At 70.1% G+C, this 18,178-nt stretch carries 17 protein-coding genes; 5 read left to right on the top strand and 12 right to left on the bottom strand.

The features are described 5' to 3' along the window. Positions 1-12 precede the first annotated feature (12 nt). Together WFH44_RS09965 and WFH44_RS09960 are read left to right on the top strand one after the other, a co-directional pair. Entirely contained in the window at positions 13-1,548 is a 1,536-nt protein-coding gene (locus WFH44_RS09965; protein ID WP_336713710.1) for a tripartite tricarboxylate transporter permease, read from the top strand. Next, positions 1,545-1,949 (top strand): universal stress protein, encoded by a 405-nt coding sequence (locus WFH44_RS09960; RefSeq protein WP_336713709.1) that lies wholly within the window; start codon positions 1,545-1,547, stop codon positions 1,947-1,949. The genes WFH44_RS09965 and WFH44_RS09960 overlap by 4 nt, the downstream gene beginning before the upstream one ends. Positions 1,950-2,047: 98 nt before the next feature. Here the strand turns inward: WFH44_RS09960 and WFH44_RS09955 are convergent, their stop codons facing one another. From WFH44_RS09955 to WFH44_RS09925, 7 genes are all read right to left on the bottom strand, one after another. Continuing rightward, on the bottom strand, positions 2,048-2,689 hold the full coding sequence (locus WFH44_RS09955; protein WP_336713708.1) for a LysE family translocator: 642 nt from the start codon (positions 2,687-2,689) through the stop codon (positions 2,048-2,050). A 97-nt stretch (positions 2,690-2,786) separates the two neighbouring features. After that, positions 2,787-4,211 carry a malate dehydrogenase (quinone) gene (mqo, locus tag WFH44_RS09950; RefSeq protein WP_336713707.1) on the bottom strand — a complete coding sequence of 475 codons (1,425 nt, stop codon included), beginning with the start codon at positions 4,209-4,211 and terminating at the stop codon, positions 2,787-2,789. A gap of 46 nt (positions 4,212-4,257) precedes the next feature. Beyond that, positions 4,258-5,394 carry an L-talarate/galactarate dehydratase gene (locus tag WFH44_RS09945; protein WP_336713706.1) on the bottom strand — a complete coding sequence of 379 codons (1,137 nt, stop codon included), beginning with the start codon at positions 5,392-5,394 and terminating at the stop codon, positions 4,258-4,260. Positions 5,395-5,421: 27 nt separating this feature from the next. Next, positions 5,422-6,741: a glucarate dehydratase family protein gene (locus WFH44_RS09940; RefSeq protein ID WP_336713704.1), complete on the bottom strand. Its 1,320-nt coding sequence runs from the start codon at positions 6,739-6,741 to the stop codon at positions 5,422-5,424. A gap of 143 nt (positions 6,742-6,884) precedes the next feature. After that, on the bottom strand, positions 6,885-7,586 hold the full coding sequence (locus WFH44_RS09935; RefSeq protein WP_336713702.1) for a FadR/GntR family transcriptional regulator: 702 nt from the start codon (positions 7,584-7,586) through the stop codon (positions 6,885-6,887). A 91-nt stretch (positions 7,587-7,677) separates the two neighbouring features. Then, positions 7,678-8,811 (bottom strand): L-talarate/galactarate dehydratase, encoded by a 1,134-nt coding sequence (locus WFH44_RS09930; RefSeq protein WP_336713700.1) that lies wholly within the window; start codon positions 8,809-8,811, stop codon positions 7,678-7,680. Between the two features lie 74 nt (positions 8,812-8,885). After that, complete coding sequence (locus WFH44_RS09925; RefSeq protein ID WP_336713698.1) at positions 8,886-9,890, bottom strand: aldo/keto reductase family protein; 1,005 nt, start codon at positions 9,888-9,890, stop codon at positions 8,886-8,888. Positions 9,891-10,003: 113 nt separating this feature from the next. Between WFH44_RS09925 and WFH44_RS09920 the strand changes: the two genes are divergently transcribed. Beyond that, positions 10,004-10,624, top strand: coding sequence for a trimeric intracellular cation channel family protein (locus WFH44_RS09920; RefSeq protein ID WP_442892904.1), 621 nt, complete (start codon positions 10,004-10,006; stop codon positions 10,622-10,624). A 10-nt stretch (positions 10,625-10,634) separates the two neighbouring features. On the opposite strand, the gene WFH44_RS09915 is transcribed toward WFH44_RS09920, so the two are convergent. Together WFH44_RS09915 and WFH44_RS09910 are read right to left on the bottom strand one after the other, a co-directional pair. Further along, positions 10,635-11,291: a response regulator gene (locus WFH44_RS09915; RefSeq protein WP_336713694.1), complete on the bottom strand. Its 657-nt coding sequence runs from the start codon at positions 11,289-11,291 to the stop codon at positions 10,635-10,637. After that, positions 11,288-13,150, bottom strand: coding sequence for a sensor histidine kinase (locus tag WFH44_RS09910; protein ID WP_336713692.1), 1,863 nt, complete (start codon positions 13,148-13,150; stop codon positions 11,288-11,290). Before WFH44_RS09910 ends, WFH44_RS09915 begins: the two co-directional genes overlap by 4 nt. A gap of 169 nt (positions 13,151-13,319) precedes the next feature. Between WFH44_RS09910 and WFH44_RS09905 the strand changes: the two genes are divergently transcribed. After that, positions 13,320-14,792, top strand: a complete 1,473-nt coding sequence (locus tag WFH44_RS09905; protein WP_336713690.1) for a CitMHS family transporter — start codon at positions 13,320-13,322, stop codon at positions 14,790-14,792. 121 nt (positions 14,793-14,913) lie between these two features. Here WFH44_RS09905 and WFH44_RS09900 read toward each other — a convergent pair whose 3' ends face one another. Together WFH44_RS09900 and WFH44_RS09895 are read right to left on the bottom strand one after the other, a co-directional pair. After that, on the bottom strand, positions 14,914-15,570 hold the full coding sequence (locus WFH44_RS09900; protein ID WP_336713689.1) for an SAM-dependent methyltransferase: 657 nt from the start codon (positions 15,568-15,570) through the stop codon (positions 14,914-14,916). Next, positions 15,534-16,133: a protoglobin domain-containing protein gene (locus WFH44_RS09895; protein WP_336713687.1), complete on the bottom strand. Its 600-nt coding sequence runs from the start codon at positions 16,131-16,133 to the stop codon at positions 15,534-15,536. The genes WFH44_RS09900 and WFH44_RS09895 overlap by 37 nt, the downstream gene beginning before the upstream one ends. 125 nt (positions 16,134-16,258) lie before the next feature. On the opposite strand from WFH44_RS09895, the gene WFH44_RS09890 reads away from it, so the two are divergent. Next, complete coding sequence (locus tag WFH44_RS09890; protein WP_336713686.1) at positions 16,259-17,206, top strand: D-2-hydroxyacid dehydrogenase family protein; 948 nt, start codon at positions 16,259-16,261, stop codon at positions 17,204-17,206. Positions 17,207-17,241: 35 nt separating this feature from the next. Here WFH44_RS09890 and WFH44_RS09885 read toward each other — a convergent pair whose 3' ends face one another. Then, a complete protein-coding gene (locus WFH44_RS09885; protein WP_336713685.1) occupies positions 17,242-18,168 on the bottom strand; it encodes a dioxygenase family protein in 927 nt (308 codons plus the stop codon). Positions 18,169-18,178: the final 10 nt, after the last annotated feature.

The following is an 18,178-nucleotide window of genomic DNA, read 5'->3' as shown; positions in this document are numbered from 1 at the left end:
AAGGCTCCACGCATGGACTTCCTGCAACCGGTGCTGGACGGCTTCGGCGTCGTACTGGCTCCCACCAACCTTCTGTACTGCCTGCTCGGCGTCGTCATCGGCATGCTGATCGGCGTGCTGCCGGGCCTCGGCCCCGCCGCCACGATCGCCATCCTGCTGCCGCTGACCTACGGCATCGATCCCGTCACCGCCATCATCATGCTGGCCGGTATCTTCTACGGCGCCCAGTACGGCGGAACCATCACCTCAGTGCTGCTGCGCCTGCCCGGCGAGGCCAGTTCCGTGGTCACAGTCTTCGACGGCTACCAGCTCGCCAAGCAGGGCAAGGCCGGCACCGCCCTCGGCATCGCCGCGATCGGCTCCTTCATCGGCGGCACGATCGGCATCGTCGGCCTGACCTTCCTGGCCCCCATCGTCGCCGGCTTCGCCCTGGACTTCGGTCCGCCCGAGTATGCCGCGCTGGCGCTCCTGGGCATTCTGCTGGTCGCCACCATCAGCAACGGCAGCAAGACCAAGGCCCTGATCGCGGCGGCCCTCGGCCTGCTGCTGGCCACCGTGGGCCGCGACGTCTTCACCGGCGCCGAGCGCTTCACCTTCGGCAACCTGGACCTGGCGGACGGGATCGACTTCGTCCCCGTCGCCATGGGCCTGTTCGGCCTCGGCGAAATCCTCTACAACCTGGAGGAGCGCCACCGCGCGGCCAAGGCACCGGCCAAGGTCGCCAACGTCTGGCCCTCCCGCGCCGACCTGAAGCAGTCCTCCGGCGCCATCGGACGCGGCTCGGTCCTCGGGTTCTTCCTCGGGATCCTGCCCGGCGGCGGCGCGACGATCTCCTCGCTGGCGGCCTACGCCTTGGAAAAGAAGCGGTCCAAGAACCCCGAGCGCTTCGGCAAGGGCGCCGTCGAAGGCGTCGCCGCTCCCGAGACCGCCAATAACGCCGCCGCGACCAGCTCCTTCATCCCTCTGCTGACGTTGGGCATCCCGGCCAACGCCACCATGGCGCTGATGTTCGGCGCGCTGCTGATCCAGGGCGTCACCCCGGGCCCGCAGCTGGTGGACCAGCACCCGGACCTGTTCTGGGGCGTGGTCAACTCGATGTACATCGGCAACATCCTGCTGCTGATCATGTCCATCCCGCTGGTCGGCATCTTCGTGAAGATCCTCCGCGTCCGCGCCGCCATCCTGGCGCCGGTCACCGCCTTGATCACCATGCTGGGCGCCTATACGATCAACAACTCGATGTTCGACGTCGTGCTGGTCGTCGCCTTCGGCATCATCGGCTACCTGATGAAGAAGTTCGGGTTCGAGCCCGGGCCGCTGGTCCTGGCCTTCGTGCTCGGCTCGCTCCTGGAAGCCAACCTGCGCCGCTCCCTGCTGGTGCTCAACGGCGACCTGGGCGGCTTCTTCGGCCGCCCGATCTCGGCCACCCTGCTGGTGATCTTCGTCTTCGTCGCGGTCTGGCCGATGATCCAGTCCGTGCTGGCCAAGCGGAAGGCGAGCAACGCCGTCGTAACCTCCACGTCAAAGAAAGCCAAGGAAACAGTATGAGCATCCTCGTTGGATACGTCCCCACTCCCGTGGGCGAGGCGGCCGCCCGCGCCGCGATCGCCGAAGCCAAACTGCGCGGCGAGAAGCTGTTCGTGGTCAACTCGGTCCGCGAGGGCGCCCTGGTCGACAAATCGGTAGCTTCCGACGCCGACCTGGAGCGCATCACCGCAGCGGCAGCGGATGCCGGCGTCGAATCCTCCGTCCTGCAGTCCACGCACACGGACGACCTGGCCGATGAGGTGCTGACGCTGGCCGAGGTCCACGACGTGTCGCTGATCGTCATCGGCCTGCGCCAGCGCAGCCAGGTCGGCAAGTTCATCATGGGATCGCACGCCCAGCGGATCCTCCTGCAGGCGGACCGCCCGGTGCTGGCCGTGAAGGCCGGTCAGGACGGGCACTGACCCGGGAGGGAAAGTAGATGGTGCCGGACGGGACAACCGTCCGGCACCATTCGTTTAACGCCCGGGCGCACGCTGCCCGTGATTGTGTTCGCCGGACTTTAGCGCCCTTTGAAGGCCAGCGAGGCGCCGAAGCCGACCAGGGCGAGGCCGGTGACCCGGTCCGTGGCGCGGACGAAGCCCGGGCGCTGGAGTTTCCCGCGCACCAGGTGGGTGCCGTTGATGATCAGCGAGAACCAGATCAGGCCGAGCAGGTTGTGCACGCCCGCCAACGCGACGCCCATGGCCAGGGGAGAGGCGCCTTCGGGGATGAACTGGGGGATCATGGCGATGTAGAAGACGCCGACCTTGGGATTCAGGAGGTTGGTCCCGGCACCCTTGGCCCAGGAGAGCAGGAGGCCGCCGCGCTCCCGGCCGGCTTGCGGATCCTCCATGTTCTGGACGGGGCCGTGGCGGAACGACCTCCACAGCATGGTTGCGCCCAGCCAGATCATGTACGCGGCGCCGGCGAACTGCAGCACCGTAAAGGCGGTCTCGGACGCGGCCAGCAGGGCCGATGCGCCGACGGCGGCTGCCGCGCCCCAGGCCATGGCGCCGGCGTTGATGCCCAGCGCCGTGGCGTAGCCGTGCAGGCGGCCCTGGGCGATGGAAGCGCGCAGCACCAGGATCGTGTCCAGGCCCGGAATGATGGTCAGCAGGGCCGCGACCACGGCGAAGGACAACAGGGCCTGTTCCACACTCATGCCGTCCATGTTACGGCCGGAGCCGGGACGTCCCGCCGCCGGAAGGCGCGGGGGAGCGGCGGCGGGTTCTTGCGGCCGGCGTCCGGCTCGAGGCGGCTCAGGCCTTCGAGAACCGCTCCGTTTCCTCCCCGAAGGACGGGATCATGCCGCGTACCTTTTCCGCCCACGCCGGGAAGCGCTCGGGGAAGCTGGCCTGCAGCACGTCCAGCATGATGGGAACCGAGGCGGAGGCGCCGGGCGACGCGCCGAGCAGTGCCGCGAGCGATCCGCCCGCAGAGGTCACGACCTCGGTGCCGAAGCCCGCGATCGTTCCCCTGCCCTTGACCTTCTTGACGACCTGCACGCGCTGGCCGGCCGTGATCCACTCCCAGTCCGCCGGGTCCGCGTCCGGAACGAAGCGCCGCAGCTCGGCGAACCTTGCCCGCGGAGTCTGCAGGATCTGGCGCACCAGGTACGCCACCAGCCCGGCGTTGTCACGGGCCGCCGAAAGCAGCGTGGGCAGATTCGCCGGGCGGACGGAATGCGGCAGGTCCAGCAGCGAGCCGGACTTGAGGAACCGCGGGGAGAACGCGCCGTAGGGGCCGAACATCAGGTATTCCCGGCCATCGACCACGCGGGTGTCCAGGTGCGGCACGGATATCGGCGGGGCGCCGTCGGCCGCGTGGCCATACACCTTGGCCCGGTGGCGCGCCACCAGTTCGGGCTTCGAGGTGCGGTAGAAGCAGCCGCTGATCGGGAATCCGCCGAAGGAGCGGGTTTCCGGCACGCCGGCCAGCTGCAGCAGGGGCAGGGTCGCCCCGCCCGCGCCCAGGAAGACGTAGCGGGCCGAAAGCCTTCGGACGCGCGCCTTCGAGCGGGACGTGACCAACCAGCGGCCGCCCTCCCGGGCCAGCGCGGTGACTTCCTCGCCCAGCCGTGTCTCTGCGCCGCTGTCGGTGGCATCGGCCAGCAGCCGCCGGGCCAGGACGCCGTAGTCGACGTCGGTGCCATCCGCCACGCGGGTCGCAGCCACCTGCTCGCCAGGTTCCCGGCCGGTGAACATGAGCGGTAGCCAGCGGGCCAGCACCGCCGGATCCTCGGAGTACTCCATCGCCGCGAAGGGCGGTTGGCCCGCCATGGCCCGGTGGCGGGCGCGCAGGTACTCGACCCCGCGGGGCCCGTGGGCGAAGCTGAAGTGCGGGACCGGGCGGATGAAGCCGGCCGGGTCCCCGAGGCCTCCCTCAGCGGCCAGGTGCGCCCAGTACTGGCGGGACTGCCGGAACTGCGTGTTGATCTTCAGGGCACTGGAGATGTCCACCCCGCCGTCGGACGTGCGGGGCGTGTAGTTGAATTCGCAGAGTCCGGCGTGCCCGGTGCCGGCGTTGTGCCAGGCATGGGAGCTCTCCAGCCCGGCCTCCGGCAACCGCTCGAGCACGGCAATGCGCCACCCCGGCTCGAGCCGGACCAGCAGGCTGGCCAGGGTGGCGCCCATGATGCCCGCGCCGACGATGACGGCGTCGAACGCTTCGGCTGCAGGATCCATAGACGCAGACGCGGGATGCGGCGTCGCCGGTCCCCTCGTTGCCCCGTCAGGCATCCGCGCCGATGAGGACCGAGTCCGTGGTCCAGGCGCGCGCCTGCCCGCTCACGGTCAGGCCGAGCCCCGGGCGCTGCGGGACGAACATGCGGCCGTCGCGGATCTCGAGTCGTTCCTCGAAAAGCGGCTCAAGCCAGTCGAAGTGCTCGACCCACGGCTCGCGGGGGTAGCAGGCCGCGAGGTGGACGTGGATCTCCATGACGAAGTGCGGGGCAATGTCCAGGCCCGCGTGGTCGGCCAGCGTGGCGAGGCGCAGGAACGGGGTGACGCCGCCGACCCGCGGTGCGTCCGGCTGCAGGATGTCGCAGGACCGGGCCGCGATGTGCCGTTCGAGTTCCTGCACGGAGGAGAGCATCTCGCCGGTGGCCACCGGAGTATCGAGCGCCTGGGCGAGCCGGGCGTGGCCTTCGGCGTCATAGGCGTCGAGCGGCTCCTCGATCCAGGTCAGCTCGAACTCTTCCAGCCGGCGTCCCATCCGCAGGGCGGTGGTGCGGTCCCACTGCTGGTTCGCGTCCACCATGAGCGGCACGTCGGCGCCCAGATGTTCCCGGACGGCGGCGACGCGGCGCAGGTCCTCGGCCCCGTCGGGGAGGCCGACCTTGATCTTGATCCCGCCGATGCCGTCCTTGAGCGAGCGTGAGGCGTTGTCCTTGATCTCCTCGATGCTGCTGTTGAGGTAGCCGCCGGACGTGTTGTACGTCGGCACGGAGTCCCGGTGCGCGCCGATGAGCTTCGCCAGCGGGAGGTTGCTGCGCCGGGCCTTCAGGTCCCAGAGCGCGGTGTCGGCGGCGGCAATCGCCTGCGGCGCGACGCCTGCGCGGCCGACCGAGGCCCCGGCCCAGAGCATCTTGTCGTAGAGCCGGCCGATGTCGTTCGGGTCGGCCCCGATGAGGACGTCCGCGACCTCCCGTGCGTGCGCATACTGCGCAGGTCCGCCGGCCCGGAGCGAATAGCTGAAGCCCATGCCCTCGAAGCCCTGCTCGGTGGTCACTTCGGCGACGAGGAAAATGCCCTCGGTCAGCGGCTTCTGGCGGCCCGTGGCCACCTTGGCATCGGAGATGGGCGCGGCCAGCGGCATCGTGACCGTCGACAGCTTGATGCTGCGGATGGCGTCTGCGGAGTAGGTCATCGTTTCCCTTCGAATCTGCGCGGCGCTCTACCAGCGGGGGCTTTCGAGGGTGTAGCCCGGGTCGATGCGCTGCATGTAGCCCGTATCGTCCCGGCTGGTCAGGCCGCAATCCAGGTACTGGCGATGCAGTTTTTCGAGGTTGTCCGGGTCGAGTTCGACGCCGAGGCCGGGGGCGGTGGGGACGGTGACGGCGCCATCGCTGAAGGTGAGGGCGCCGGGGGCGACGATGTCCTCGTCGTCCTTCTTCCAAGGCCAGTGGGTGTCGCAGGCGTAGTCGAGGTTGGGTGTGGCCGCGGCGAGGTGGACCATGGCGGCCAGGGAGATGCCCAGGTGGGAGTTGGAGTGCATGGACAGGCCCAGGCCGAAGGTCTCGGTGAGGCCGGCCAGGGTCTGGGAGCGGCGCAGGCCGCCCCAGAAGTGGTGGTCGGAGAGGATGACGTCGACGGCGCCGGCGGCGATGGCCGGCGGCACGTCGTTGAAGGAGACGACGCACATGTTGGTGGCCAGCGGCATGGGCACGTTGGCGCGGACCTCGGCCATGCCCTCGATGCCGGGGGTGGGGTCTTCGAGGTATTCGAGGACCCCGTCGAGTTCCTTGCCGACCTTGATGGAGGTTTCGACGGTCCAGGCGGCGTTGGGGTCCAGGCGCAGCGGCAGGTCCGGGAACTCCTCGCGGAGCGCCTTGATCGCGGCGACTTCCTGGTCCGGAGCGAACACGCCGCCCTTGAGCTTGAGTGCGCTGAAGCCGTAGCCGTCGACCATGGTGCGGGCCTGGGCGACGATGCCCTCCGGATCCAGGGCCGGGCCCCACGGGTCCGGCTCGAAGCCCGGGTGGGTGGCCCACTTGTAGAACAGGTAGCCGCTGAACGCGACGGAGTCGCGGACGGCGCCGCCGAGCAGGTCGCTGACCGGGCGGCCGAGGAGCTTGCCCTGGATGTCGAGGGCGGCGACGTCGAAGGGGGACAGGACCCGGTCGGCCGTAGAGGAGCCGGTGACCATGCCGGACATGCCGTGGCCGCCCTGGACGGTGTCGGCGGCCAGCGCGCGGGCGACGAGCTGGCGCATCCGGTTGATGTTGAAGACATCGGCGCCGGTGAGGGCTTCGGCGGCCAGGTGGAGGCGCTGGAGGTGGCCCGCGTCGCCGTAGGTTTCGCCGAGTCCGGTGACCCCGGCGTCGGTGTGGACCTGGACGATCGCCCGGAGCGCGAACGGCTCGTGCACCCCGACGGTGTTCAGCAGCGGCGGATCCGCGAACGCCACCGGCGTGATCGTGATGCCCGTGATGGCAACCTGGCCGAGGTACTCGGAGGAGAGGCTGGTTACGGGCGCGGCGTCGGCGACAGACATAGGGCGGAAGTCCTTTCACGAAAGAGCCCGGGAGGGCACAAGATTCACTTCACGCTAATCGGGAGCAGTGATGCGTGTCCAAGATCACTTATGCACCGGACGATGCCGGATTGGTATCGGTGCCGCGTGTGGGCAGCGGCCCGTCAGCGGCCGCCGGATTCCTGCTCGAGCCGCCGCTTGGAGTTGGTGAGATGGGTGCGCATGGCCGCGGCGGCCGCCTGGGCATCGCCGGCTTCGAGGGCCGCCAGGACGGCCTCGTGCTCCGCGGAGACCTGGGCGAGGCGGGTGGCCTCGGCTTCCGTGCCGCTGCGGTCGAGCCGGTGCCGGGGCATGGCGATCATGGCGGGGCCGAGCCCGTCGACGGCGTCCGCCAGGTAGGGGTTGCCGCTGGCTTCGGCGACGGTGCGGTGGAAGTCGAAGTCCCTGCCCAGCGCCGCGGCGGGATTCCCCTCGGCCCGGCTGAAGGCGTCCAGCGTGCTGCGCAGCGCGGCGCGCTGGGTCTTGGTGGAGCGGGCCGCCGCGAGGGCCGCCGCCTCGCTCTCGATGCCGATCCGGTATTCCATGAGCTGCTGGCGCTCCTGGAGGGTGCGCACCGGCCGGACCGGAAGCTGCGGGGTATCCCCGGCCGAGGGAGGCGTGAGCGCGAAGCTGCCGCTGCCGCGCCGCGTGTGCACCAGGCCTTCCGCCTGCAGCCGGGTGATCGCCTCGCGCACCACGGTGCGGCTGACCCCGTGCTCGGCGATCAGCGTGTTCTCGCTCGGAAGCTTCTCGCCGGGCGCGATCTCGCCGTCCACGATGCGGCGGCGCAGCTCATCGACCAGGGTGGCGGTCAGGTTCGGTTTCATCGCTCGGCTTTTCTCCGCAAAAGGTGGGACAACGACGGCGGTGCGGGCACCGCCGTCGTTGTTGGGGAGGGACGTACGGGGTGCGTCGGGATTAGGCGCGGCCGAACTCCACGCTGTCCGTGGTCCAGGCGCGGGCCTGGTCGCTGAACGTGAAGCCGAGGCCGGGGCGGTCCGGAACGATCATGCGGCCGTCCTTGGTCTCGAGCCGCTCGTTGAACAGCGGGTCCAGCCAGTCGAAGTGCTCGACCCACGGTTCGCGCGGGTAGGTGGCGGCCAGGTGCAGGTGGATCTCCATGGCGAAGTGCGGGGCAAGGTCCAGCCCGGCCTGGTCCGCGAGCGTGGCCAGCCGCAGGAACTGGGTGATGCCGCCGACGCGCGGGGCATCCGGCTGGATGATGTCGCAGGCCCTGGCCGCGATCAGGCGCTCGTGCTCGGCAACGGAGGCAAGCATCTCGCCGGTGGCAATGGGGGTGTCCAGCGCGGCGGCGAGGGCGGCGTGGCCCTCCGCGTCGTACGCGTCCAGCGGCTCCTCGATCCAGACCAGGTCGAACTGCTCCAGCTTGCGGCCCATCCGCAGGGCGGTGGCGCGGTCCCACTGCTGGTTGGCGTCCACCATGAGCGGCACGTCGGCGCCGATGTGCTCGCGCACGGCGGCGACCCGGCGCAGGTCCTCCGCGTTATCCGGGAGGCCGACCTTGATCTTGATCCCGCCGATGCCCTCCTCGATGGACTGGCTGGCGCGGTCCTTCACCTCGTCGATGGTGGCGTTGAGGAAGCCGCCGGAGGTGTTGTAGGTGCGGACGGAGTCGCGGTAGGAGCCGAGGAACTTGGCCAGCGGGAGGCCCGCGCGCTTGGCCTTCAGGTCGTAGAGCGCGATGTCCAGGGCGGCGAGGGCCTGGGTGGCGACACCAGAGCGGCCGACAGAGGCGCCGGCCCAGAGCAGCTTGTTATACAGCTTGGCGATGTCGTTGGGGTCCTCGCCGAGCATGGTCTCCGCGACCTCCTTGGCGTGCGCGAACTGGGCCGGGCCGCCGGCGCGCTTGGAGTAGGAGAAGCCCAGGCCCTCGTAGCCCTGCTCGGTCTTGATCTCGGCGAAGAGGAAGACGACCTCGGTCATCGGCTTCTGCCGTCCGGTGAAGACCTTGGCGTCGGAGATCGGGGTGGCCAGCGGCAGCCTCGCCGTGGAGAGCTTGACGTGGCGGATGGCATCGGTCAGGTAGGTCATGGCAGTCCCTCGGGCAGGAGTAGTTGGTCCACTGATAGTACAAGTGAACCAACTTATATGACAAGTACTTCCGGTCAGGCCAGGCGGGTTTCGGGGCTCCGGGTCTTCCGCGGGTCGCGCTCGGCGAGGGCTCCGATGGCTTCGTCGATCCGGGACATGGTGCCCTCGTCGAGCTTCACTCCGGCCGCCTGGACATTGGAGGCGATCTGTTCCGGGCGGGACGCTCCGATGATGGCGGAGGCGACGTTGGGATTCTGCAGCACCCAGGCCACGGCGAGCTGCGCCATGGTCAGGCCGGCGTCCTCTGCGATCGGCTGCAGCCGGTGCACGCCGCTGAGGACGTCGTCGTCGAGCCACCGGCTGATCATGTCCGCGCCGCCCTTTTCGTCGGCCGCCCGGCTGCCCTGCGGCACGTCCGCCCCCGGCTTGTACTTGCCGGTGAGCACGCCCTGCGCCACGGGGGACCAGACGATCTGCGAGATACCGAGGTCTTCCGACGCCGGCACGACCTCGTCCTCGATCACGCGCCAGAGCATGGAGTACTGCGGCTGGTTGGAGATCAGCTGGATGCCCAGGTCGCGCGCCAGGCCGTGGCCCGCGCGGAGCTGGTCCGCCGTCCACTCGCTCACGCCGATGTACAGCGCCTTGCCGGCCCGGACCACGTCGGCGAAGGCCTGCATGGTCTCCTCGAGCGGCGTCTCGGCGTCGTAGCGGTGGGCCTGGTAGAGGTCCACGTAGTCGGTCTGCAGCCGGCGCAGCGACCCGTCGATCGACTCCATGATGTGCTTGCGCGAGAGGCCGGTGTCATTGTGCCCTTTCGGGCCGGTGGGGAAGTAGACCTTGGTGAAGATCTCCAGCGACTCGCGCCGCTCGTCCTTCAGCGCGTCGCCGAGGACCTGCTCGGCCGCCGTGTTGGCGTACACGTCCGCGGTGTCGAAGGTGGTGATCCCCGCGTCCAGGGCGGCGTGCACGCAGGCGGTGGCGACGTCGTTCTCCACCTGGGAGCCGTGCGTCAACCAGTTCCCGAAGGTGATTTCCGAAATCTTCAGCCCGCTGTTGCCCAGATACCTGAATTCCATGGTCCCGATGCTACCGGCCCCGCCGGGGGCCCGTCCCGCCGGGGATATGATGCAGGCGGAAGGGCACCCGATGCCGGACTTGCCGGGCTGACGAGGAGGGACGGGCCGTGCCGCTGGGACTCGTGCTGGACCTTCTCGGCACCTTCTTCTTCGCCGTGTCCGGCTGCCTGCTGGCCGCCCGGCGCGGCTTCGACATCATCGGCTCGCTGTTCCTGGGCGCGCTGGCCGGGCTCGGCGGCGGCGTGATCCGCGACCTGATCCTGGGCGAAGTGCCGAACGCGTTCGACAGCCCGGTGTACCTGGCGGCCCCGGTTGTGGCGGCGGTGATGGTCTTTTTCCTCAAGCGCAGCGTGGAACGGCTGCGCAAACCCCTGCTCGTGTTCGACGCCGGCGGCCTGGCACTGTTCTGCATCGTCGGCACGGTCAAGGCGCTGGAGGTAGGACTGAACCCGATCGCGTCGGCGCTGCTGGGCGTGACGACGGCCGTCGGCGGCGGCATGCTCCGCGACGTCGTCGCCAACCGGGAGCCGCAGCTCTTCGATCCGCGGGATATCTACGCGGTCCCGGCGATGCTCGGGGCGGGAATCACCGCCGTCGTCTGGCAGGCGGACCTGTACAGTCCGGTGGCCGCGGTCGCCATCGCGACGGTCGTCTTCGGCCTGCGGGTGCTTTCGCTGCACTTCGGCTGGCACATCCCGCATGCCTCGGCGCCGTGGCAGCGGTACGAGGACTAAGCCGGAGGGCTCAGGACCGGCCGTAGCGGTGTTCGGGGCGTCCCGTGCTGCCGTAGCGCAGGTGGATTTCGACGGCGCCGTCGTCCGCCAGCGCCGAGAGGTAGCGCTGCGCGGTGGCCCGGGAGATGCCGACCTGCTGCGCCACCTCGGCCGCCGAGTACTGGCTGCCCGCCGGCAGCGCGTCGAGCACGGCGGCTTCCGTGGCGGACCGGGTCCTCGCGGCCGGGGCGGCCGGCTCGGCGGGATACAGCGTGTGCAGCGCACGGTCCACCATGTCCTGGTCCACCGACGGCTGGTCCGCCAGCATCCGCCGGAACCGGGCATAGGCGCGGAGCCGGCGGGAGAGCTGCTCCGCGGTGAACGGCTTGATGAGGTAGCCCAGGGCGCCGCGCCGCAGCGCCTTGCGGACGGAGGCGGCATCCGCCGCGGCGGTGAGCATGATCGCGTCCACGTCCACCGTGCGCAGCAGGTCCAGCCCGAGCGCGTCCGGCAGGTAGACATCCAGCAACAGCAGGTCCGGTTCCTGCCCGTGCACCGCGCGCAGGGCCTGTTCCGCCGAGCCGACCGGCGGCAGCGCGGTGAAGCCGGGAACGGCGTCCACGTAGCCGGCATGCAGTCGGCCCACGTGGAAGTCGTCGTCGACAATGAGCACGCGAAGGTCCGTCATGGGGCCTCTCCTGTTCCTTGCGGTTCCACTGTTCCGGGCAGCCGGGCACAGAAAACGGCCCCGGGCCCGCCGTCCCGGCCGGCATCCGCGACCCAGACGTCGCCGCCGCGCCGCCGCGCCAGCCGCCGGACCAGCGGCAGGCCGAAGCCCTGTCCGTGCGCGTCGGGCAGGGCCGCGGCGGGGCCGCCGCCGTCGGCCAGGGACTCCGGCGTGCCCTTCGCCGTGGAATACCCTTCGGCGAAGATGCGCTCCACGGCCGCACCTCCGTCGTCGTTGGCGGCCCTGGCGTCCGTGCTCCCGGCCGGTCCGGCCGCCGGCGCTGCTAGGCCGTCTCCGGAGTCCGCGACCACCACGTGGAGCGTGCCGCCGCCCGCCGAGAGCTCGTCCATCACCTCGACCTCGGCCCACCGGTCCGGATTGCTGCCGTGGACCGCGGCGCGCACGGCGTTGTCGATCAGGTTTCCGAGCACGGTCGTGACGTCCTGCGGGTCCGTGATGCGGCCGCGGATAAGGGTCTCCGGGCCCACCCGCAGGGCGACGCCGCGCTCGGCGGCCTCGACGCTCTTGGCCCCGACAAAAGCCTGCAGGTACGGATCCTGCAGCAGCTCGGCCTGCTCCGCGGGATAGCTCAGGGGGCCGGTCCGCATGATCTCCGCGAGGTAGTCCCGGGCCTCGGCATGCCGCCCGATCCCGAGCAGGCCGGAGACGGTGTGCAGCCGGTTGGCGAACTCGTGGCGCTGGGCGCGCAGCGCGGTGGACAGCGCGCCGACGGCATCCAGCTGTCGGGTCAGCGACTGCACCGTGGTCCGGTCGCGCAGCATGATCACCCAGCCGAGTTCCGGTGCACGGGTACCGACGACGGCGGTGCCTCCCGGGCGGTAACCGCGCCTTCCGGGCGTGCGACTGGGCTGCACCTGGCGGGCGGAAGCGATCAGCACGCGGGAACCGACCAGCTGCTCGACCGCCGGGGACTGCGGGTCCGCCGCGGGCAGCAGGGCGGCGAGGAAATCCGGCAGGCCGGCCGCGTCCAGCGGCCGGCCGACGAACTCGGCGTCGATCGGTATGCCCAGCAGCCGCTTGGCTTCGCGGTTGAAGACCGTGATCCGCCGGTCCTGCGAGACGCCGATGACGCCCTCGTCCACGCCGCGCAGCACCGCCTCCTGGTCCTGCACGAGCGCCGAAATCTCCTCCGGCTCGAGGCCCAGGGTGAGGCGTTTGAGGCGCCGGCCCAACAACAGCGAGGCCACGGTGCCGAGAGCCAGGGCGCCCGCCGCCGTCGCGGCGATGGGCAGCACGTCGCCGGCCAGGCTTTCCAGCACCGCCCCGCTGGAGAAGCCGACGCTGACCTCGCCGACCACGTTCGTGGAGTCCGGCGCGTAGACCGGAACCTTGGCGCGCGCCGAATGGCCGAGGGTGCCCTGCTCCTGGGCGGTCACCTCGCGGCCGGCCAGCGCCTCGGTGGGATCGGTGCTCACGCGCTGGCCCAGCAGGTCGGGATTGGGATGGGCCAGCCGCAGGCCGGCGTCGTCCGTGACCACCACGAACAGCGCCCCGGTGCGGCTCCTGACGTCCTCGGCCAGCGGCTGCAGCGGGCCCCGGGCGAGGGCCGCGGGGGAAAGCTCCGCGGGCGGGGCATCCTTCAGGGCCGCGGTGGCATCCCTGACATCGCCGGAGGCGGCCACCGACCGTGCCACCGCCAGGGCCTGGCCCTCCGCCTCGTTGCCCAGCCGCTGGTAGGTCAGCCAGCCCAGCATGATGGCCGAGAGCAGCACGACCAGCGCCACGACGGCGAGCTGGAGCAGCAGCATCCGCGTGGAGAAGCCGATCCGCCAGCCGCGGCGGCGGTGCTCGGTGGCCATGTTCCCTCCTGCCGGCTGACTGGTTGGCGGATCTCGGTGAGCTAAATGAGCAAAACGTGCGCAATAAGAAGTATGCACCTCAAGGGGGCTAAACCGCCATCCGTGATCGAGGCCACTCTAATGTCTGTATGGCCGGTCACACCCCGGCCCGCTAGACAAAGGAGTTACTGTGCTGGTCTTCCTGGGATTCGCGATGATCGCGGTCTTCATGGCCCTGATCATGACGAAGAAACTGACACCGGTGCTGGCCCTCATCATCGTGCCCACGGTGTTCGGCCTCTTCGCCGGCGCCGGCCTCGGCCTGGGGGACATGGTCCTCGAGTCGATGAAGTCGCTGACGTCGACGGCGGCGCTGCTGATGTTCGCCATCATTTTCTTCGGCCTGATGATCGACGTCGGCCTCTTCGATCCGCTGGTGCGCTTCATCCTGCGCACGCTGGGCAACGACCCGGCAAAGGTGGTGCTCGGCACCGCGGTGCTGGCCGCCGTCGTCTCCCTCGACGGGGACGGGTCCACCACCTTCATCCTGACCACGGCCGCAATGCTGCCGATCTACCTGCGGCTGGGCATGAGCCCGGTGGTCCTGACCTGTGTCGCCGGCCTGGCCAACGGCACCATGAACATCGTTCCCTGGGGAGGTCCCACCGCACGTGCCGCGGCTGCCCTGGACGTCTCGCCCACCGACGTCTTCGTCCCCATGATCCCGTCCCTGCTGGCCGGCATGGTCATCGTCATGATCTTCGCGTGGACCCTCGGCCTGCATGAGCGCAAGCGTCTCGCCGGCGGCATCGCGGACACCAAGGGCAAGCCCAACCTCTGGGAGAACGGCGGGACGGGCTCGGGCAGCAAGCACAACGGCGGCAGCGGCCGCTCCGGTTCCGGCAGCGCATCCACCCGTGTCCAGCCCTCCGGCGCCCCGGCGGCCGGCGGCTCCGTGGCCCTCCTGGAGGCTCCCGTGGAGGAGAAGACCACGGACTCGTCGTCGCTGGTCGGCTCAGCCCTCGACCCCAACCGCCCGACGCTGCGCCCGAAGCTGTTCTGGTTCAACCTCGTGCTGACCGTGGCCGTCATGGTCGTGCTGGTGCTCGACATCATCCCGCTGGCCTACGTCTTCATGATCGGCGCCGCGCTGGCCCTCGTGGTCAACTTCCCGAAGGTCAAGGACCAGGCCGCCCAGCTGGTCGCGCACGGCCAGAGCATCGTCGCCGTTGTCTCCATGGTGATGGCCGCCGGCGTGCTGACCGGCGTGTTGGACGGCACCGGCATGGTGGACGCCATGGCCGCCTGGCTGGTGAACATCATTCCCGACTCGATGGGCCCGTTCATGGCCGTCATCACCGGCCTGCTCAGCATCCCGATGACGTTCTTCATGAGCAACGACGCGTTCTACTTCGGCGTGCTGCCGGTCCTGAGCGAAACCGCCGCGCACTTCGGCATCGCCCCGGCGGAGATGGCCCGCGCGTCGATCACCGGCCAGCCGGTGCACATGCAGAGCCCGCTGGTCCCCGCGATCCTGCTGCTGGTCTCGCTGGCCAGCGTGGAACTCGGCGACCACCACAAGAAGGTGCTCTGGCGCGCCGCGGTCGTCTCCGTGGTGATGCTCGCGGTGGGCATCCTGCTGGGCGCCATTCCCTGGGGCTGATTCCAGAGGTAACGTAAGACGGCACCCGGGCAAGTCGCGCGACTCGCCCGGGTGCCGGGTGCGTTAAGTCCGGGTGCGCTCAGTCCTGGTGCGCTCAAGGGTGGGGCGGGGCCCGGAGCGGCTAGGCCCCGAGCCGGCGGGCCCGCAGGACGCTGTCGGCCAGCATGGCGGTCTCCCCGTCCGGTCCGGTGACCTCCCGTTCCAGGGAGCCCACCGTCTCCAGTTCCCAGCCGCCTCGGTCCAGGCGCAGTCCGGTGGCCACTTCGGCTGCTGTCGGCAGCGGCTCTTCCGGTTCCGGGTGCCGGGACCAGGGCGGGAAGGACTCATGGCCGACGATCAGCAGCGTGCCGCCGGGAGCAACCGCGGCGGCGGCGTGCTCGAGGATCCGATTGCGGGGAAGCTCGGTCGGGGAGTGCAGGAACTGGGCCGACACCAGGTCGAAGCGCCGGTCCGGCGCCCACTCGGCCAGATCCAGCCGCTGCCAGTCGATCCGCCCGGTAACGCCCTGGGCCTCGGCGTGGCGGGCGGCCCGCGCCAGGGCCACCTCCGAAACGTCGACCCCGGTCACCTGCCATCCCCGGGCCGCGAGCCAGATGGCGTCGGCGCCCTCGCCGCAGCCCAGGTCCACCGCGGTGCCGGGGCTGAGGCCGGACACCTCGCGGACGAGCGCGCCGTTGGGCCGCCCGCTCCAGACCTTGTCCCGCTCGGCGTAGAAGCCGTCCCAGAAGTCCGAGACGCCGCTCACCACCGGCCCTCGTTCGCGTACGGTCTGGACCACAGCGCCACCTGCAGGACCACGGCCTTCAGCCAGGCTTCCATCATCGCCTCCACCTTCTCCGCCGATTCCTCGCGCTTTGCGAGGAACGGGCGGATCGTCGTCGTAATCGGCACCACCAGGGCGATGAGATGCCGCAGCGGCACCACCCGGGTTGAACCCACCTGGTCCGTCTCGTTCTTGTGCTCCGGGGTGTGCCGCAGCGCGATCTCGTTCTGGTAGTCCAGCCACTCCTGATCGTACGGGCGGGCGCAGGTATCCCGGATCCATTGGCCGAAGCGGGAACGAACGGCCTCCAGGTACTCGATGATGGGTTCTCCGTCGGGGCGCGAAAAATGCGCGACGAGGTGGGGCTGGCCGGCAACGAAGCCGTACCAGGTATCGAGGACCTTCTCGACCTGGCCGTCCAGGAGGTCGCCGGCCCGCCTCAGCAGGGCCGCGTCCTTCTCGCCGAACATCACGCTGGCCTTGAGTTCTTCAAGCTCCGCCAAGGTGACCGGCGAGTGGCCCGCGGCGCCGTAGGTGTAGCCCGGGATTTCGGAATTCCTGGGGGTTTGGATGGACATGGCTGACCTCCGGCTCGTTGAGTGAGGCCATTAATACTCCGGGCCGCGGCAACCGGCAACGGTGAATCCGGCGGCTCCGGCAGGTAGGTTGGGCGGAAACGGCGGATCTACAGGAGGCGGGCCGGATGAGGATTGCGGTGCTGGACGACTACCAGGATGTGGCCCTGCGGAGCGCGCCGTGGGAGGAACTCGGCGAAGGCTCCGAGGTGGTGCGGTTCACCGACCACCTGGACGGCCTCGATGAACTGGCGGAGCGGCTGCGGGATTTTGATGCCATCGTCGTCATGCGCGAACGGACGCCGATGTCCGCCGAGCTGCTGGACCGGCTGCCGAACCTGCGACTGGTCACGACGATGGGGATGGCGAATGCCTCCATCGACCTGGACGCCGCCGCCCGCAACGGCGTGACCGTGTGCGGCACCCGCCGCGGCACCGCCGCCACCGCCGAACTCGCCTGGGCCCTGGTGATGGCCGTGGCCCGCGACCTTCCCGCGAACGACCGCGATGTCCGGGCCGGCCTCTGGCAGCAGCGCCTTGGGATCGACCTCGAAGGGGCCACCCTCGGGCTGGTCGGGCTCGGCAAGCTCGGAACCAGGATGGCGGAATACGCGCGGGCCTTCGGCATGGAAGTCATCGCCTGGAGCCCGCACCTGACCCCCGAACGGGCCGCCGCCGGAGGCGCGGAGCCGGTCGGCAAGGAGGAACTGTTCCGGCGCAGCGACATCGCCAGCATCCACCTCCGGCTCTCGGACAGCACCCGGGGCCTCATCGGCCGGCGGGAGCTGGACCTGCTGGGCGCTGAAGGGCGGCTGGTCAACACCTCCCGCGGCCCGATCGTGGACGAAGGCGAACTCGTCGCGGCGCTGCGCGAGGGCCGGATCGCGGCCGCGGCCCTGGACGTCTACGACACCGAGCCGCTCCCGGCCGGATCGCCCCTGCGTGATGCGCCGAACCTGATCCTCAGCCCGCACATCGGGTTCGTGACGCAGCGGGCCCTCCGGCTTGGCTACTCACAGATGCTCGAAGACATCCAGGCATTCCAGGCCGGCCACCCGATCAACGTCCTGGGCTGAGGAGTGCTCCCGCGCCGGGCGGGCCCTCGCGGCGGTCAGGCGGCTTCCGGTGCCAGGACGATGTCAAAGCGGGTGCGGGCCCAGGCCTGGTTGCCGAGGTCGCGGCCGTTCGGGGTGGGGGTGCCCGGCTTCTGCTGTTCGAAGGTCTTGATGAGGGAGTCCTTGACGCCGAAGACGCTGTCGCCGATGCCGATCTGCGGGTCCCCGTCGACGAAGATGTGGGTGACGAGGGTGCGCAGGTTTTCGGCGGTGACCATGAAATGCAGGTGGCTGGCGCGGACGGGGGAGCGGCCCGTGGCTTCGAGCATTTTCCCGACGGGACCATCGTGGGGGATCGGATACGGGGTTGGGGTCAGCCCCCAGAAGGAGTACTCGCCGCGCTCGTTGGTGTAGAGGTGGGCGCGGCCGGCGACGCGACCGTCCGTGTACTGCACATCGTAGAAGCCCTCGTCGTCGGCTTCCCAGACCTCGATCCGCGCGTTCCGGACGGGGTTCCCGTCCGTGTCGGTGACGGTGCCCTCAACCCAGCAGGGCTGGCCGTGGGCGCCGCCGGCAATGTCCCCGCCGTGCGGGATCCCGGGGGCGTCCTCGGTGAAGAACGGGCCGAAGACAGTGGCCTCGGTGGCGGCGGCGCTGCCGGTATAGGTCGGGTTGTTCACGGCGATGGTCTGCATGGACGCGCCGAGGACGTCGGAGAGCAGGATGAATTCCTGGCGCTTGTCGTCGGTGATGTGGCCGGCGGCGGTGAGGAATTCGATGGCCTTGTTCCACTCGTCCTCGGTGAGCCGGACCTCGCGGATGAAGGCGTGCAGGTGTCGGGTCAGGGACTGCATGACCTGCTTGAGCCGGGGGTCCGCGGTGTTGTCGAAGGACGCGACGACGGTGTCGACGAGGTCCTGCTCGACCTGCTGCTGTTCGGGGCTGATGCTGTAGCCGGTGGTGTCGGTATCGGTGTTGGTCATGGCTGCCTGC

Source organism: Arthrobacter sp. USHLN218, assembly GCF_037144715.1.
In the GTDB taxonomy this organism is placed as follows: Bacteria; Actinomycetota; Actinomycetes; order Actinomycetales; family Micrococcaceae; genus Crystallibacter.
Note: the sequence above shows the minus strand (reverse complement) of the source record. Positions and strands in the feature narration are given on the sequence as shown.

Excerpts from the sequence above, each read along its gene's own strand:
- WFH44_RS09965 (WP_336713710.1), top strand. The coding sequence starts at position 13 with ATGGACTTCCTGCAACCGGTGCTGGACGGCTTCGGCGTCGTACTGGCT.
- WFH44_RS09960 (WP_336713709.1), top strand. The coding sequence starts at position 1,545 with ATGAGCATCCTCGTTGGATACGTCCCCACTCCCGTGGGCGAGGCGGCC.
- WFH44_RS09955 (WP_336713708.1), bottom strand. The coding sequence starts at position 2,689 with ATGAGTGTGGAACAGGCCCTGTTGTCCTTCGCCGTGGTCGCGGCCCTG.
- mqo (WP_336713707.1), bottom strand. The coding sequence starts at position 4,211 with ATGGATCCTGCAGCCGAAGCGTTCGACGCCGTCATCGTCGGCGCGGGC.
- WFH44_RS09945 (WP_336713706.1), bottom strand. The coding sequence starts at position 5,394 with ATGACCTACTCCGCAGACGCCATCCGCAGCATCAAGCTGTCGACGGTC.
- WFH44_RS09940 (WP_336713704.1), bottom strand. The coding sequence starts at position 6,741 with ATGTCTGTCGCCGACGCCGCGCCCGTAACCAGCCTCTCCTCCGAGTAC.
- WFH44_RS09935 (WP_336713702.1), bottom strand. The coding sequence starts at position 7,586 with ATGAAACCGAACCTGACCGCCACCCTGGTCGATGAGCTGCGCCGCCGC.
- WFH44_RS09930 (WP_336713700.1), bottom strand. The coding sequence starts at position 8,811 with ATGACCTACCTGACCGATGCCATCCGCCACGTCAAGCTCTCCACGGCG.
- WFH44_RS09925 (WP_336713698.1), bottom strand. The coding sequence starts at position 9,890 with ATGGAATTCAGGTATCTGGGCAACAGCGGGCTGAAGATTTCGGAAATC.
- WFH44_RS09915 (WP_336713694.1), bottom strand. The coding sequence starts at position 11,291 with ATGACGGACCTTCGCGTGCTCATTGTCGACGACGACTTCCACGTGGGC.
- WFH44_RS09910 (WP_336713692.1), bottom strand. The coding sequence starts at position 13,150 with ATGGCCACCGAGCACCGCCGCCGCGGCTGGCGGATCGGCTTCTCCACG.
- WFH44_RS09895 (WP_336713687.1), bottom strand. The coding sequence starts at position 16,133 with ATGTCCATCCAAACCCCCAGGAATTCCGAAATCCCGGGCTACACCTAC.
- WFH44_RS09890 (WP_336713686.1), top strand. The coding sequence starts at position 16,259 with ATGAGGATTGCGGTGCTGGACGACTACCAGGATGTGGCCCTGCGGAGC.
- WFH44_RS09885 (WP_336713685.1), bottom strand. The coding sequence starts at position 18,168 with ATGACCAACACCGATACCGACACCACCGGCTACAGCATCAGCCCCGAA.